This window comes from Micromonospora sp. NPDC049679 (assembly GCF_040659735.1).
Classification (GTDB): domain Bacteria; phylum Actinomycetota; class Actinomycetes; order Mycobacteriales; family Micromonosporaceae; genus Micromonospora_I.
The window spans coordinates 23,357-38,765 of the sequence record NZ_JBFANZ010000032.1; the positions used below are offsets into that span (position 1 = coordinate 23,357).

Sequence of the window (15,409 nt, forward strand, 5' to 3'; positions counted from 1 at the left end):
GAATCGTCAGGCGGTGTGCAGGGTTCGGATCGCGAGGACGGCGTCCAGGGCGGCCACCGTCGCCGCCCACCCCTTGTCCTCGGCCGAACCGGGCAGGCCCGCACGGTCGCGCGCCTGCTCGATCGTGTTGACCGTCAGCACACCGTTGCCGACCGGAGTCGACTCGTCGAGCGCGACGCGGGTCAGCCCGTCGGTCACCGACTGGCACACGTAGTCGAAGTGCGGCGTCTGCCCGCGGACGACCACGCCGAGCGCGACCACCACGTCGCAGCGGCGGGCGAGGGCCTGCGCCACGACCGGCAGCTCCACGGAGCCGGCGACCCGCGCCACCACGACGTCGTCCACTCCGGACGCCTTCGCCGCCGCCACCGCCCGGTCGAGCATCTGGTCGACGAGATCGCTGTGCCAGCGCGTGGCGACCACACCGACCGTGAGGCCGTGCGCGTCGACCGTCTCCAGCCCGGGTTCCCCGAAACCAGCCACTATGCGAGCCCTTCCGCGATGTCGTCCAGTTCAAGCAGGTGACCCATCCGGTCCCGCTTCGTCCGCAGGTAACGCACGTTCTCCGGGTGCTGGCGCACCGGCATCCCCTCGCGGCCGACCACGGTCAGGCCGTACCCCTCCAGCCCGGCGCGCTTCGCCGGATTGTTGGTGAGCAGCCGCATCGACCGGACCCCCAGCTCGGAGAGGATCTGGGCGCCGGTGCCGTAGTCGCGGGCGTCCGCCGGCAGACCCAGCTCCAGGTTGGCGTCGACGGTGTCCCGTCCGAGGTCCTGCAGCTGGTACGCCTGCAGCTTGTGCAGCAGGCCGATCCCCCGCCCCTCGTGTCCGCGCATGTAGAGCACCACCCCGCGCCCCTCCTCGGCGACCCGGGCCAGCGCCGCGTTGAGCTGCGGACCGCAGTCGCAACGCAACGAGCCGAAGACGTCGCCGGTGAGGCATTCGGAGTGCACCCGGACCAGCACGTCCTGACCGTCGGTCAGGTCGCCGTAGACCAGCGCCACGTGCTCGGCCGCGTCGTACTCGGCGCGGTAGCCGACGGCCCGGAAGATGCCGTGCTCGGTGGGGATGCGCGCCTCGACGACCCGCTCGATCTGCTGCTCCGTGTGCCGGCGGTGGGCGATCAGGTCGGCGATGCTGATCAGCGTCAGGCCGTGCTCGGCGGAGAACTTCTGCAGATCCGGCAGGCGCATCATCGTGCCGTCGTCGTTGACCAGTTCGCAGAGCACCCCGGCGGGACGCAGCCCGGCGAGCCGGGCCAGGTCGATCGCGGCCTCGGTGTGCCCCGGCCGGCGCAGCACGCCGCCCGGCTTGGCCCGCAACGGCACCACGTGTCCGGGGCGGGCCAGGTCGACCGGGTTGGTCGACGGGTCCGCCAGCAACCGGATGGTGTGCGCCCGGTCCGCGGCCGAGATGCCCGTGCTGACCCCCTCGCGCGCGTCGACCGTGACCGTGTACGCGGTGCCCCGCCGGTCCTGGTTGGTGTGGTACATCGGCGGCAGTTCGAGCCGGTCGGCGTCCTCCTCGGTGAGCGGCGCGCAGATGAACCCGGAGGTGTAACGGACGGTGAAGGCCAGCAGCTCCGGCGTCGCCAGCTCCGCGGCGAAGATCAGGTCGCCCTCGTTCTCCCGGTCGGCGTCGTCGACGACGACCACCGGCCGTCCCGCCGCGATGTCGGCGAGCGCCCGTTCGATGGTGCCGAAGTCGTTCATGCGATGGCCTCCGCGTAGCTCGGTGAGGTTGATCGCGCTGTCCGGGTCAGGGCACGCGAGGTGCGCAGCCAGCTGACGAAGCCGACCGCGCAGAAGATTCCGTAGACGCCGTACATGGCCGCGGAAGGATAGAACCCGCTGCTCAGCAGCAGCGGTACGCCGACGGCGTCGACGGCGATCCAGATCAGCCAGAACTCGACCCAGCCGCGGGCCATGCCGTACGTGGCCAGCAGGCTCCCGACGAGGATCCACGCGTCGGGGAGCGGGCCCCACGATCCGAGCGCGGCGAGAACGGGATAGGCCAGGGCCGTGCCGAGCAGCGCGGCCGCGACCAGCGCCACCCGCTCTCGCCCGGTGGCCCACCGGGGCGTCACCGCGCCGCCGTCCGGCGACGTGCCCTGCCGGCGGGTGCGCGACCAGCTCCACCATCCGTAGAGGCTGACGGTGAAGAAGAAGACCTGCCGTCCCGCCTGGCCGTACAGGTCGACGGCCTGTGGCGTGGCGAACGCCCCGCCGAGGAAGACGGTGAACAGCAGCGCGTTGCCGAACATGCCGACCGGCCATGCCCAGACCACGCGGCGCATGCCGAGCAGCGCGGACGCCAGACCGAAGACGTTGCCGACGATCTCGCGCCACAGCACGGCCGACCCCGCGACCTCGAGGCGGGCGTCGAGGAGCCAGCGCAGCAGTTCCATCACCGCTCCTCACCGGCCAGCGGCAGCCCGCCCGGCTTGGGCAGCAACCGCTCCACGTACTTGGCGATCACGTCGACCTCCAGGTTGACCAGCGCGCCGACGGCCTTGCGCCCGAGCGTGGTGAGTTCCAGCGTGGTGGGGATCAGGCTGACCGTGAACGCGTGCTCGGCGCCGGCCGGAGCCGGGTCCGCGTCGAGCGGGGGGTCGGTGACCGCGACGACCGTCAGCGAGACGCCGTCGACGGTGATCGAACCCTTCTCGACCACGTAGCGGGCCAGCGCCGGCGGAAGGGCGACACGGACCTCCTCCCACCGCTCGCCCGGTGTGCGCGACAGGATCGCGCCGACCCCGTCGACATGCCCCTGCACGATGTGGCCGCCCAACCGGGTGGCGAGCGTGGCGGCGCGTTCGAGGTTGACCGGATCGCCGGCGGCGAGGCCGCCGAGCGCGCTGCGGTCGAAGGTCTCCTTCATCACGTCGACCGTGAACGTGTCCCCCTCGACCGAGACGACGGTCAGACAGACGCCGTTGACCGCGATCGAATCCCCGTGGCGGGCGTCGGCGGCGACCAGCGGCCCGCGGATCGCGAGCACACCGCCGTCGCCGTGCCAGTCGAGACGGCCCGCCTCGCCGAGTTCCTCGATGATGCCGGTGAACATCGATCAGCCCTTTCTCTGCCGGGGCACTGCGGTGAACCGCAGGTCGGGACCGACCTGGGTCAGGTCCGTGAACGTCAGGTCGATGACGTCGGAAATGGTCTGCACGCCGGTGCCGGCCAGCGCCGGCGGACCGGCGCCGAGCAGCTTCGGCGCGACGTATCCGACGACCCGGTCGACCAGACCGGCGGCGAGGAACGCGCCGGCCAGCGTCGGGCCGCCCTCCAGCAGCGCCGACCGCACGCCGCGCTGGTAGAGCAGCTCCAGCAGCCTGGTCAGGTCGACCCGCCCATCGGGGGCCGCGCCGACCTCGGCGGCGGTCGCCACCCACGTCCGCGCGGCGCCGTCGCGCACGCGGGCACCCGCCGGGGTACGGCCGGAGCTGTCCACGACGACGCGCAACGGCTGGCGGATGGCGAGGCTGCCGTCGCGCAGGTTGCGGGCGGTCAGCCGCGGATCGTCGGCGAGAACCGTGCCGACCCCGGCGATGATCGTGTCGACCGTGCCACGCAGCGCGTGGACGTCGATGCGGGCAGCCTCGGAGGTGATCCACATGCTGGTGCCGTCGGCGGCGGCGGACCGACCGTCGAGGGTGGCGGCGTACTTCCAGATGACGTACGGCCGGCCCCGCCGGACCGCGGTCAGCCAGGCGATGTTGCCGGCCGCCGCCTCGGCCTCGCGTACCCCGGTCTGGACCTCGACCCCGGCGTCGCGCAGGCTGTCCACTCCGCCGGAGGCGACCGGATTGGGATCGGTCACCGCGACGACGACCCGGGTGATGCCGGCCCGGACGAGCGCCTGGGCGCAGGGTCCGGTCCGTCCGGTGTGATTGCAGGGTTCGAGGGTGACCACGGCGGTGCCGCCACGGGCCCGGTCGCCGGCCTGGGCCAGCGCGACGATCTCCGCGTGCGGGCCCCCCGCGTAGGCGTGGAAGCCCTCCCCGACCACCTCGCCGGCCGGGTCGAGCAGCACGCAGCCGACCACCGGATTGGGACTGGTCGAGCCGAGACCACGGCTGGCCAACTCGATGGCGCGGCGCATCGCCTCGTCTGGGGAGACGCTCGCCATGACCCCTCTTCTCCTCGCGTGCCGGTGTGGCGCGCGGGCGGGGAGAGGATCCGCCGGCCGGACAGCGAGGGCCGACGGCAGCGAGCGGCGGCGGAGAGGGGACGGCACAGCCGACCCGGTGAGCCTCGACAGCGGCGTACAGTGCCGGCCGCCGATAGGCTCGTCCGTCCCGCGCGCTGTCTCCCATCCGGACTTTCTGGGCGCCGGGTGGCCCACCGGGCCGCCCTGCCCCCAACCGTCGGCCCTGGGATCACACCAGGTCCACCGGCCGTTGGTGACGACCGGGTCGCGGGCTTACCGTGGCTGCTGCCGCGGATCACCGCCGGTTCGGAATTACACCGAGTCCCGCCAGCGCGTGGTGGGTACTACCCGAGTGTTACACGCCGACGGGCGCGCCCACGCACGAGGGCGACCTACCTCACAGGGTCAGTCCTCGGACAACCGTCGATCCGTCGCGATGAATGAACCCCACTGCCCCTTGGCGACCGACTTCATCTCGTTGGCGACCGCGATGATCTCCCGCGAGTCCGTGAAGCGGCGGCTGCCGGTGGAGAAGGCCGCGCCGACGGAGAGCGTCACCAGCGCCGCGCGCTGGATGGTGCCGCGCCGGTCCTTCACCTCGACGTAGCCGCGCTGCGCGTCCTGCGGGTCGTAGAGGTCGTCGGCGGCGCGCTCGAAGTCGGGGATCGCCCGCTCCATCAGGGGACGCATCTGCTCCGGCGCGCAGACCACGACGAAGTCGTCGCCGCCGATGTGGCCGAGGAAGGCCGGCGGCAGGCCGACGGAGACCACCGCGCGATGCAGGCAGCGGGCCAGGGTGGTGATGAACTCGTCGCCACGGACGAACCCGTACACGTCGTTGACGCTCTTGAACCGGTCGATGTCGATGTAGGCGACCGCGTAGTCGGTGCCGCTGCGGACCCGGTCGGTGATCTCCCGTCCGACGCGGGCGTTGCCCGGCAGCCCGGTCAGCGGGGAGACCTCGCGGAACTCCCGGTTGCGCCGCAGGGTGGTCGCGACCCGGGCGACCAGCTCGGCGGTGTCGAAGGGCTTGACCAGGTAGTCGTCGGCGCCGGCGGTCAACCCGACCACCTTGTCGACGGTCATCCCCTTCGCGGTCAACATGATGATCGGCAGCACCGCGGTCATCGGGTTGGCGCGCAGCCGGCGGGTGAGTTCGAGCCCACCGATCCGCGGCATCATCAGATCGACGACCGCCAGGTCGGGGCGCTGCCGCTCGATCAGGTCCAACGCCTCCTGGCCGTCCCTCGCGAGCACGACATCGAAGCCGTGCAGCTTGAGGTTGACCTCGACGAAGCGCGCGATGTCCGGATCGTCGTCGACGACGAGGATCAGGTCACGTTCGTCGGCCGGATCGGCAGTCACCACTGGCGCGGCGTCTGCTCGGCGAGTCGCCGGAGGCTCCGGACCGCCTCGGCCGGGTCCTCGGCGCCGTACACCGCGGTGCCCGCGACGAACGCGTCGGCCCCGGCCGCCGCGGCCTGCTCGATGGTGTCGGCGGCGATCCCGCCGTCCACCTCGATCCGCAGCTCCAGATGCCCGCTCGCGGCGTGCCGCCGCGCGGCGCGCACCTTGTCGAGCAGTTCGGGGATGAACCGCTGACCACCGAAACCGGCCTTGATCGTCATGATCAGCAATGTGTCGAAGCTGGGGAGCAGCTCCAGATAGCGGTCGATCGGGGTGTCCCGGTCGATCGCCAGCCCCGCCTTGGCCCCCGCCGAGCGCAACTCCTTGGCGAGCGCGACGGGGTCGTCGCAGGCCTCGGCGTGGAAGGTCACGTTGTAGGCGCCGGCGTCGGCGTAGGCGGGGGCCCACCGACGTGGGTCCTCAATCATCAGATGGACGTCGAACGGCAGGCTCGTCGCCGCGAGCAGACTCTGCACGACCGGCAGGCCGATGGTCAGGTTGGGCACGAAATGGTTGTCCATCACGTCGACGTGCAACCAGTCCGCGGCCCCCTCCACCGCCCGGGCCTCCGCGGCGAGATGGGCGAAATCGGCGGCGAGAATGCTGGGCGCGACGATCGGCGATGGTGCGGTCACCGCGCCAGTGTACGAATGATCGGCACGATCGTGATACGCGCCACCGGGCGGGTCCTGCGCAACGGACGGCCTCCCGACCATCGGCGCGGTGCGCTGTACCCGCCCGCGTCGGACCGGAGCAGCTCGAACACCCGCGTACCCGGCGAATCCCCCACGGCCCTGAGGCGATCGACGGGGATGCGTGCCACGGGACATCAGCACCGGACGCCCGTGACATATGCTCCTGCGCCGGTGGGTCACCCTGGCGCGGCACGGGCCGCGCGCGGATGACCCGGAAGTCCCTGGGGAGGGCCTGCGATGCGACGGTGGTTGACCGCGATGGCGCTGGGCGGCGTCATGGCCGTGGCGCTCGCCGGCTGCGGCACGCCGGGGGGCGTCGACGGCGTCCTCACCGACGACTGGGCGGCGCTCGGCGAACCGAAGCCGTTCCTGCCGGCCGCCAAGATCTGCCACCAGCGGTGGGACGACACCGGTTACGTCAGCGTCTACAACCCCTCCGACTGCGCCGCGTCGCACGTGCTCGAGACGGTGCACGTCGGCACCTTCACGGCGGAGCACGCCGCACGCGCGACGCCGCCGCCCGCCGGCTCTCCGGCGGCCCGCGCCGCCTACGCCGAGTGCGACAAGAAGGCGACCGAATTCGTCGGGGCCGAATGGCGGGGCACCCGGCTGGAGCTCAGCGTCGTCATCGCCTCCGAGCACGCCTGGTCCGGTGGCGGCAGGTGGTTCCGCTGCGACCTCGGCGAGATGGACAACCTCGACGACGGGGCGCGGGTGACCCGCACGAGCAGCCTCGCGGGCGCGGCCGCCGGCGCCTCCCCGCTCGCCTACGGCTGCTTCGAGCCGAAGATCGTCAAGGACAGGGTCGAGCGGATGGAGCCGATCGGCTGCGACAAGCCGCACCACAGCGAGTACGTCGGGATCTACACCGCCCCCGACATCACCTGGGAATCCCTCGTCAAGGACTCCGACCGCACCCACAAGGGCTGTCTCGACGTCGTCGCGAGCTACGCGAAGGTGCCGCGGAACACCGCGAAATACCGCGCGGGCACCATCATCTACCCGCCGAACGAGCAGGCGTGGAGCGCGGGCAACCGCGGCGTCCAGTGCTTCCTGTGGCGCAGCGCCCCGCTGCTGACCCGCTCGGTGCAGGGCGGCGGCGACAAGGTGCTCCCGCTGCGATAGGGACGGTGCACGGGCCCGTCGGCGCTACCGCCACCCGCTACCGTTCGGTCTCTCGCGGTCGACCGGGAAGCCGCGGCGTCGGCCGGGACACCCGCCGTCGCTCACTCGCCGCGGCGCAGCACCGCCAGGAACATCGCGTCCGTGCCGTGCCGATGCGGCCACAGCTGGACCGTCGGCCCGTCGCCGAGCCCCGGCATCCCCGCGGGAAGCAGCGGCCGGGCGTCGACGAAGTCGACCGGCACGCCGGAGCGCCGCGCCGCCTCGGTGACCGTCACGTGTGTCTCCACGGTGTGCGGCGAGCACGTCACATAGGCGACCAACCCGCCGGGACGCACCGCCCGCAGGGCGGCGCCGAGCAGTTCCCGTTGCAGCCGGGTCAGCGGCGGCAGATCCGAGGGCTGCCGTCGCCACCGCGCCTCGGGCCGCCGGCGCAGCGCGCCGAGCCCGGTGCAGGGCGCGTCGACCAGCACCCGGTCGAAACTTCCCTCGGGCAGATCGGAACCGGCCCCGACGGAGCGCCCGTCGGCGCAGAGCACGGTCACCGGCAACCCGTGGGTCGCCTGCGAGACCAGCCGGGCGCGGTGTTCGGCGATCTCGACCGCGGTCACCGCCGCACCCCGCTCGACGGCCAGGGCACCGAGCAGACCGGTCTTGCCGCCCGGCCCGGCACACAGGTCGAGCCAGCGGGTGTCCTCGCCGTCCAGCGGCGCCCCGACCAGCGCCGCCGCCACCAACTGCGAGCCCTCGTCCTGCACGTGCGCCCGGCCGTCGCGCAGCGCGGCGAGCTCACCCGGCGCGCCGCCGGGCAGATAGACCGCGTACGGCGAGAAGGCGCCCGGCGCCCCGCCGACCTCGTCGGCCAGCTCGATCACATCGGCGCGGCCCGGCCGCACGCAGAGGTGCACCGCGGGACGCTCGTTGTTCTCGATCAGCAGTCGGGTCGTCTCCCCCAGGTCACCACCGAGCGCTTCCTGGAACGACCGGACGATCCACTGCGGATGGTTGTAGGCCAGGGCGAGGTGCCCGATCGGATCGGTGTCGTACGGCGGGGCGAGCTGCTCCACCCAGGCGTCCACATCGCGGGTGGTGATCTCGCGCATCACCGCGTTGGTGAATCCGGTGGCCGCCGGCGCGACCGACCGTACGAGATCGACGGTGGAGGAGACCGCCGCGTGGGGGGGCACCCGCGTGTGCAGCAGTTGGTAGGCGCCCAGCCGGAGGGCGTCGCGGGCCGGCGGGTCGATCCGGTCCACCGGCCGCTCGGCGGCCGCGGCGATGATCGCGTCGAGCGTGCCGAGGGCGCGCAGCGTGCCGTAGGTGAGCTCGGTGGCGAAGGCGGCGTCGCGGCCGAACAGCCGCAGGTCGCGCAGAATCGACGGAAGCACGATGTTCGCGTACGCGTCGTCGCGGTGCACTGCCGCGATCGCCTCGTATGCGGCCTGCCGCGGCAGGTCCGCCGCCCGCGCCGGACGGGCCGGGCGACCGGAGCGGTCATCGCCGGGGCGTCCCGCGCGTTGCGGACGTCCCGTGCTGTGGGGGCGATCAGTCACGCGAACCTCTCCCCGGTCTGCACTCGTACGCCGCGCGCCCAGTCGGGCGCCGGCATCGCCTTCTTGCCCGCGGCCCGGACCTCGCCCAGCGTGACCGGGGTGGTCGCGGTGCCGACCAGCACGTGGCCGCGTCCGACCAGGAGTTCCCCGGGCTTGAGGTCGGGTCCGTCGGCGGCCGGCAGCACCGGACCGAGCTTCACCCGCTCGTCGCGGAACGTCGTCCACGCGCCCGGCGCGGGCGTACAGGCCCGGATCCGCCGGTCCACCGCGAAGGCCGGCTCCGCCCAACGGATCTGCGCGTCCTCGACGGTCAGCTTCGGCGCCAGGGAGACACCGTCGGCCGGCTGTGGCTCGGCGCGCACCCTGCCGGCCTCGATCGCGTCGAGGACCGCCACCAGCAGCTGTGCGCCGGAGACGGCGAGGCGCTCCAGCAGATCGCCGGAGGTGTCGGTGGGCCGGATCTCATCGGTCAGGGCGCCGAAGACGGGACCGGTGTCGAGCCCCGCCTCGAGCTGGAAGACGCTCGCGCCGGTCACCGCGTCGCCGTGCAGCACCGCGTGCTGCACCGGCGCGGCGCCGCGCCACGCGGGCAGCAGCGAGAAGTGCAGGTTGACCCAGCCGTGGGTCGGGATCTCCAGCGCGACCGGCGGGACCAGGGCGCCGTAGGCGACCACCGGCACGCAGTCGGGGGCCAACTCCCGCAACCGGTCGAGGAAATCGGGCTCGCGGGGACGCTGCGGCGTGAGCACCTCGATGCCCCGCTCGTCGGCCCAGGCGGCGGCGGGCGACCGGACCAGCCGTCGGCCGCGCCCGGCCGGGGCGTCGGGACGGGTGACCACGGCCACGAGCTCATGCCGGGACGCGGCGATGGCGTCCAGGGCGGGCAGCGCGACGGCGGGGGTGCCGGCGAAGACCAGGCGCATCCCGCTCACCCACCCAGCCCGAACGGGCTCACCGCGGCGTGCGGACTGACCTTGATCACCGGCGGGGCGCCCTGGTCGTACCACTCGGCCTGGCGGATCGCCTTCATCGCCTCCTTGCGCCCCTTCGGGTCGAGCCGGTCGAGGAAGAGCACACCGTCGAGGTGATCGGTCTCGTGCTGCACGCAGCGCGCCATCAGCCCCGTGCCGACGATCTGCATCGGGTCGCCGTACTCGTTGAAGCCCTTTGCGACCACGTTGAGCCGACGCTTGGTGTCGAAGTAGAGCCCGGGGATGGAGAGGCAGCCCTCCGGGCCCTCCTCTTCCTCCTCGTCGGGGAACTCGAGGACCGGGTTGATCAGGTGCCCGACGACGTCGTCGACGTCGAAGGTGAAGACCCGCAGCCCCACGCCGAGCTGCGGCGCGGCCAGGCCGGCGCCGCTCTGCTCGAGCATCGTGTCGGTGAGGTCGGCGACCAGCTTGCGCAGCTCGGCGTCGAAGTCGACCACCGACTCGGCCGGCGTGCGCAACACGGGATCCCCGAACAGACGGATGGGCTGAACGGTCACGCGCGGTGGCTCCTTCGTCGGTGGCGGCTTTTGCTGCCGTATCAGTCTACGGAGTGCGCCGATCACCGCCGCGAGCCGCTCTTACCCCACCCGGACCGGCAGGGTCGCGAAGCCGCGCAGGGTGAGCCGGACCCGGCGTCGCGGCACGCCGGCGAGGGCGAGCGCCGGCAGGGCGCGCAGCAGCATCGGGAACGCCACCTGGGCCTCCAACCGGGCCAACGCGGCGCCGAGGCAGTAGTGGGCGCCGGCGCCGAACGAGATCGGGTGGTTCTGCGGCCGGTCGGGATCGAAGCGGCCGGGGTCGGCGAAGCGCGCGGGGTCGTGGTTGGCGGCGCCGAGCAGCAGCAACAGCCAGGAGCCCTCCGGAACGGTCGCTCCGTCGACCTGGGCCGACGCGCCGGCGACCCGGGTAGTGAGCTGCACCGGGGAGTCGAAGCGCAGCATCTCCTCCACGTACGCGGCGGCGAGCGAGTCGTCGGCCCGCAGCCGATCCATCTGCTCCGGACGCTCCAGCAGTGCGAACAGACCGTTGCCGAGCAGGTTGGTGGTGGTCTCGAAGCCCGCGACCAGCAGCAGTACGAGGTTGGCCAGGAGCTCGTCGCCGGAGAGCCGGTCCCCGCCCGCGTCGTGCGCCTGCACCAGCGCGGTGATCAGGTCCTCGCCCGGCGCCGCACGGCGCTGCCGGATCAGCTCGGTGAAGTACTCCTCCAGCTCGGCCGCTCCCCGGCTCGCCGCCGCCATCTCGTCGAGGTTGATCTCCGGCTCCAGCACCGCGGTCAGATCGGCGGCGCGCTGCCGGAACCAGGGGTGATCGGCGGCCGGGACCCCGAGCAGGGCGCAGATGACGCCGACCGGCAGCGGGTAGGCGAACGCCGACATGAAATCGACGGCCTGACCGCCGTGCCCCCGCTCGGTCATCCCCGCCACCAGCGACGTGGTCTGGGCCGTCACCACGTCGCGCATCGCGGCGATCCGCCGCGCGGTGAACGCGCCGGCCGCCAGGCGACGCATCCGGGTGTGGTTGGGCGGGTTGGTCCGCAGCATCGAGATGGCGATCGAGGAGATGGCGCGGTTGTCGCGCCAGTCCGGCCACTGCTGATCGCGCATCTCGCCTTCCAGCACGATCATCCGGGGATCGCGCAGCAGCTGGTCGACGGCCGCGTAACCGGTGACGACGGTGAACCGGTCGCCCGCCGCCACGACGGAACCGTGCGCCCGCAACAGCTCGTACGTCGGGTAGGGGTCGCGTCGACCGTCGGGGGTCATCAGCAGGGCGATGGCGGAGGCAGCGTCCACGGCACGAACCTTCCCGGAGCAGGTCTTCCCAGGCGCGCCGAAGACCCCATCGGGCGCTGAGGGCCCCATCATGCCCGAAACCGCGCAGCACCGTCCGCCCGTGATCGCCAGCGCCCCGCGGTAACGGGCGCGACCGCGCGCGGCGCTCAGAAGAGCTCGAGCGGATCGATCTGGATCCGCACCGACTGGCTCGCCTTGCGCGCCGCGCGCAACCCGGCCGCCTCATGCAACGCCCGGGCCAGGGCCGCCGCGCGGGACCGCGTCACCCGGACCAGCATCCGCTCCTGGTCCTCCCCGGCGGGCACGGGACCGAGCAGCTCCGCCTCCTCCGGCAGCCGCACGGCCGCGAGCAGATCGGCGACGGCGGGCGGCAGGCCGGTGACGCTCGCCATCCGGGCCGCCGGCGGGAACCCCAGCTCGCGGCGCTCCGCCAACTCACGGGCGGCGAACCAGCCCGGATCCCAGCGCAACAGCGCCTGCACCGGCGGCAGTCCGCCGTCGGCCACCACGACGACGCGGCCGCCGGCGGAAGCCGGCCGCGCCAGCGCCGCGGCGCTCAGCCAGCGCCGCAGCGCCTCCTCGCTCGCGCGCAGGTCGGCGCGGGTCAGCAGCGCCCAGGTGTCCAGCAGCAGCACGGCTCCGTAGCCGCCCTCGGCGACCGGCTCGGCGCCCGGCGTGGCGACCACCACGGCGGCGCCACCGGGCACCACGGAGAGGACCTCGTCGCGGCCGGACGTCCGGACCGGCACGCCGGGGAAGGCCCGGCCGAGCTCCTCGGCGGTGCGTCGGGCGCCCACGATCGAGGCCCGGAGGCGGCGGCCGCCGCAGTGCGGGCAGGCGTAGGCGGCGGCGACCCGGCCGCACCACTGGCAGGCGGGGGTGGACTGGGACGAGCGCAGCGCGAGCGGACCGGCGCAGTGCGGGCAGCGCGCCGGGGTGCGGCAGTCCTCACAGGACATCGACGGCAGGTAGCCGCGCCGCGGCACCTGCACGAGCACCGGTGTGTCGGCCTTGAGCGCCGCGCGCGCCGCCTGCCACGCCAGGCTCGGCAGCCGGGCCGTCGCGGCGGCCGGGTCGCGGGCCAGTTGCGGATCGTCGCCGGTCGGGGCGATCTGCGGGGTACGCCCCCGCAGCGTCTCCCGCGTTGCCGCGATCTCCTTCGCCCAACCCGTCTCGACCAGTTGCTGCGCCTCGCCCGTGCGGGCGTGCCCGCCGACGAGCACCGCGGCGTCGGCGAGCTGCGCGCGGGTCAGCAAGACGTCACGGGCGTGCGGGTACGGTGCCCGGGGCTCGGCGTGCAGATCGTCCCCGTCGTCCCAGATCGCGACCAGACCCAGCCGCTCGACGGGGGCGAACATCGCGGCCCGGGTGCCGACCACGACCGGCACGGTGCCGCGGCTCGCGGCCAGGAAGGCCCGGTACCGGCGGGCTGGGCCGAGCGCCGCGGAGAGCGCGACATGCCGGCCGGGGCCGAGCACGGCGGTCAACGCCGCGTCGAGGCGCGCCAGGTCACGGGCGTCGGCGACCACGGCGACGACGCCACGTCCGCCGGCGACGGTCGCGGCGGCCGCCTCCGCGAAGCGGACCGGCCACTCCTCCCCCGGAAGCGCCGACCAGACCGCCCGCGGCGCCCGACCCGCGGCGACGGCGCGCAGGAAGCCCGGTCCGGTCGGGTAGTCGCGCCACCCCTCCGCCAGGGTCTCCACGAGCTTGCCCTCGTCGGTCAGGGCGGTGGCCGCGGCGCCGTCCGTGGCGGCGTCTGCGCTGGCGATGCTGGCGGTCCCGGCGGTGGCGGGATCCTCGGTGGCGCCATCGCCGGTGGCGGTGTCTGCGCTGGCGGCAACCTCGGTGGCGGCGTCGGCGGTCGCGGGATCGGCGGGCGCGGCGGGCGCCTGTTCGGCGCGGGCGTGACGCGGTGGGACGGCGAGGCGCAGCACGTCTGCCAGGTTTCCGGCGTACCGGTCGGCGACCGCCCGTGCCAGCCGGGCGATCTCGGGGGTCAGCACCGGCTCGGGTGAGACGAGACGCTCAAGGTAGGCCAGTCGTCCGCCGTGCTCCGACGACTCGGCCCGGGCCAACAGCCACCCGTCGACGAGTTGGCCGGCGAACCGCACCCGGACCCGCGTTCCGGGCTGGGCATCGTCGGCGAACTCGGCCGGCACGAGGTAGTCGAACGGGCGGTCCAGGTGCGGAAGCGGCACGTCGACGCAGACGCGGGCGACCGGCAGCCGTTCGGCCGGCTGCCGGTCGCTCCGCTTCCGCGTGGTCGTCACCGCGCCATCTTGCCCTGTCCGGGCGACGGCACCCAGGTTCGCGGAGTCGCGCGGGTGACGTGTCTCCCACCCCGCCCCGCCCGTCAGCTATCCGGGCCCGTCCGGGGCGTCGTCCCGTCGATCAAGGAATCCATTCGCGATCAAGGACGTGTTCACACGATCAGAGATCGAACCATGTGAAGACGTCCTTGATCGACGGGACGAGGCGCGGGTGGTCAGGCTCCTGCCGCGGACTTCAGGTCGCCGGCGCGGTCGGTGTTCTCCCACGTCAGGTCGGGCAACTCCCGGCCGAAGTGGCCGTAGGCGGCGGTCTGCTGGTAGATCGGGCGCAGCAGGTCGAGGTCACGGATGATCGCGGCCGGACGCAGGTCGAAGACCGCGGCGATCGCCTTCTCGATCCGCTCCACCGGCACGTTCTCGGTGCCGAACGTCTCCACGAACAGGCTCACCGGGTGCGCCTTGCCGATCGCGTACGCCACCTGGACCTCGCAGCGCTCGGCGAGCCCGGCGGCGACCACGTTCTTGGCCACCCACCGCATCGCGTACGCCGCCGAGCGGTCGACCTTGGATGGATCCTTGCCGGAGAAGGCGCCGCCACCGTGCCGGGCGTAACCGCCGTAGGTGTCGACGATGATCTTGCGGCCGGTCAGACCGGCGTCACCCATCGGACCGCCGATCTCGAAGCGTCCCGTCGGGTTGACCAGCAGCCGGTAGCCCTCGGTCTCCAGCCCCAGCCCCTCCAGCTCCGGGGCGATGACGTGCTCGCGGACGTCCGGCGTGAGCAGCGACTCCAGCGAGATGTCCGCGGCGTGCTGGCTCGACACCACGACGGTGTCGAGGCGCACCGGGCGGAGACCGTCGTATTCGATCGTCACCTGGGTCTTGCCGTCGGGGCGCAGGTAGGGGATCGTGCCGTCCTTGCGCGCGGCGGAGAGCCGGCGGGCCAGCCGGTGCGCCAGCGCGATCGGCAGCGGCATCAACTCGGGCGTCTCCGAGCAGGCGAAGCCGAACATCATCCCCTGGTCGCCGGCGCCCTGCGCGTCGAGGAGGTCGCCGGTCTCGCCGGTCCGCAGCTCGAACGCGCTGTCCACGCCCTGAGCGATGTCCGGGGACTGGGAGCCGATCGACACGCTCACGCCACAGGAAACACCGTCGAAGCCCTTCTTCGACGAGTCGTATCCGATGTCGACGATCGTCTTGCGAACGATGGTCGGAATGTCGGCGTACGCCTTCGTCGTCACCTCACCGGCGACGTGCACCTGGCCGGTCGTGATCAGCGTCTCGACCGCCACACGGCTACGTGGGTCCTCGGCCAGCAGCGCATCGAGAATGCCGTCGCTGATCTGGTCGGCGATCTTGTCGGGATGCCCCTCCGTGACCGACTCGGAGGTGAATAGGCGGCGTGCCACGGTGCTCCCTAAA

The 15,409-nt window shown here is 73.2% G+C and carries 14 protein-coding genes; 1 reads left to right on the forward strand and 13 read right to left on the reverse strand.

Going from position 1 to position 15,409, the window contains the following annotated elements:
• Positions 1-6: 6 nt before the first annotated feature.
• From ribH to rpe, 7 genes are all read right to left on the reverse strand, one after another.
• On the reverse strand, positions 7-483 hold the full coding sequence (ribH, locus tag AB0J06_RS19865; RefSeq protein WP_357430409.1) for a 6,7-dimethyl-8-ribityllumazine synthase: 477 nt from the start codon (positions 481-483) through the stop codon (positions 7-9).
• The gene (locus AB0J06_RS19870; RefSeq protein ID WP_357430410.1) at positions 483-1,712 is read right to left on the reverse strand and encodes a bifunctional 3,4-dihydroxy-2-butanone-4-phosphate synthase/GTP cyclohydrolase II; all 1,230 of its coding nucleotides are present in this window, start codon (positions 1,710-1,712) and stop codon (positions 483-485) included. Before AB0J06_RS19870 ends, ribH begins: the two co-directional genes overlap by 1 nt.
• Positions 1,709-2,407: a nicotinamide riboside transporter PnuC gene (gene pnuC, locus AB0J06_RS19875; RefSeq protein WP_357430411.1), complete on the reverse strand. Its 699-nt coding sequence runs from the start codon at positions 2,405-2,407 to the stop codon at positions 1,709-1,711. The genes AB0J06_RS19870 and pnuC overlap by 4 nt, the downstream gene beginning before the upstream one ends.
• The gene (locus tag AB0J06_RS19880; protein WP_357430412.1) at positions 2,407-3,066 is read right to left on the reverse strand and encodes a riboflavin synthase; all 660 of its coding nucleotides are present in this window, start codon (positions 3,064-3,066) and stop codon (positions 2,407-2,409) included. The genes pnuC and AB0J06_RS19880 overlap by 1 nt, the downstream gene beginning before the upstream one ends.
• 3 nt (positions 3,067-3,069) lie before the next feature.
• Positions 3,070-4,131, reverse strand: coding sequence for a bifunctional diaminohydroxyphosphoribosylaminopyrimidine deaminase/5-amino-6-(5-phosphoribosylamino)uracil reductase RibD (ribD, locus tag AB0J06_RS19885; protein WP_357430413.1), 1,062 nt, complete (start codon positions 4,129-4,131; stop codon positions 3,070-3,072).
• Positions 4,132-4,557: 426 nt separating this feature from the next.
• The gene (locus AB0J06_RS19890; RefSeq protein ID WP_357430414.1) at positions 4,558-5,520 is read right to left on the reverse strand and encodes a response regulator; all 963 of its coding nucleotides are present in this window, start codon (positions 5,518-5,520) and stop codon (positions 4,558-4,560) included.
• Complete coding sequence (rpe, locus tag AB0J06_RS19895; protein WP_357430415.1) at positions 5,514-6,194, reverse strand: ribulose-phosphate 3-epimerase; 681 nt, start codon at positions 6,192-6,194, stop codon at positions 5,514-5,516. The genes AB0J06_RS19890 and rpe overlap by 7 nt, the downstream gene beginning before the upstream one ends.
• A 297-nt stretch (positions 6,195-6,491) precedes the next feature.
• Here rpe and AB0J06_RS19900 point away from each other — a divergent pair, with 297 nt between their 5' ends.
• Positions 6,492-7,379 (forward strand): septum formation family protein, encoded by an 888-nt coding sequence (locus AB0J06_RS19900; RefSeq protein ID WP_357430416.1) that lies wholly within the window; start codon positions 6,492-6,494, stop codon positions 7,377-7,379.
• A gap of 101 nt (positions 7,380-7,480) precedes the next feature.
• On the opposite strand, the gene AB0J06_RS19905 is transcribed toward AB0J06_RS19900, so the two are convergent.
• From AB0J06_RS19905 to metK, 6 genes are all read right to left on the reverse strand, one after another.
• Positions 7,481-8,929 carry a transcription antitermination factor NusB gene (locus AB0J06_RS19905; RefSeq protein ID WP_357430417.1) on the reverse strand — a complete coding sequence of 483 codons (1,449 nt, stop codon included), beginning with the start codon at positions 8,927-8,929 and terminating at the stop codon, positions 7,481-7,483.
• Positions 8,926-9,852 (reverse strand): methionyl-tRNA formyltransferase, encoded by a 927-nt coding sequence (gene fmt, locus AB0J06_RS19910; RefSeq protein WP_357430443.1) that lies wholly within the window; start codon positions 9,850-9,852, stop codon positions 8,926-8,928. Before fmt ends, AB0J06_RS19905 begins: the two co-directional genes overlap by 4 nt.
• 5 nt (positions 9,853-9,857) lie before the next feature.
• A complete protein-coding gene (gene def, locus AB0J06_RS19915; RefSeq protein ID WP_357430418.1) occupies positions 9,858-10,418 on the reverse strand; it encodes a peptide deformylase in 561 nt (186 codons plus the stop codon).
• Between the two features lie 81 nt (positions 10,419-10,499).
• Positions 10,500-11,714 carry a cytochrome P450 gene (locus tag AB0J06_RS19920; RefSeq protein WP_357430419.1) on the reverse strand — a complete coding sequence of 405 codons (1,215 nt, stop codon included), beginning with the start codon at positions 11,712-11,714 and terminating at the stop codon, positions 10,500-10,502.
• A gap of 146 nt (positions 11,715-11,860) precedes the next feature.
• A complete protein-coding gene (locus AB0J06_RS19925; RefSeq protein WP_357430444.1) occupies positions 11,861-14,023 on the reverse strand; it encodes a primosomal protein N' in 2,163 nt (720 codons plus the stop codon).
• Between the two features lie 179 nt (positions 14,024-14,202).
• Entirely contained in the window at positions 14,203-15,396 is a 1,194-nt protein-coding gene (metK, locus tag AB0J06_RS19930) for a methionine adenosyltransferase (RefSeq protein WP_357430420.1), read from the reverse strand.
• Between the last annotated feature and the right edge of the window lie 13 nt (positions 15,397-15,409).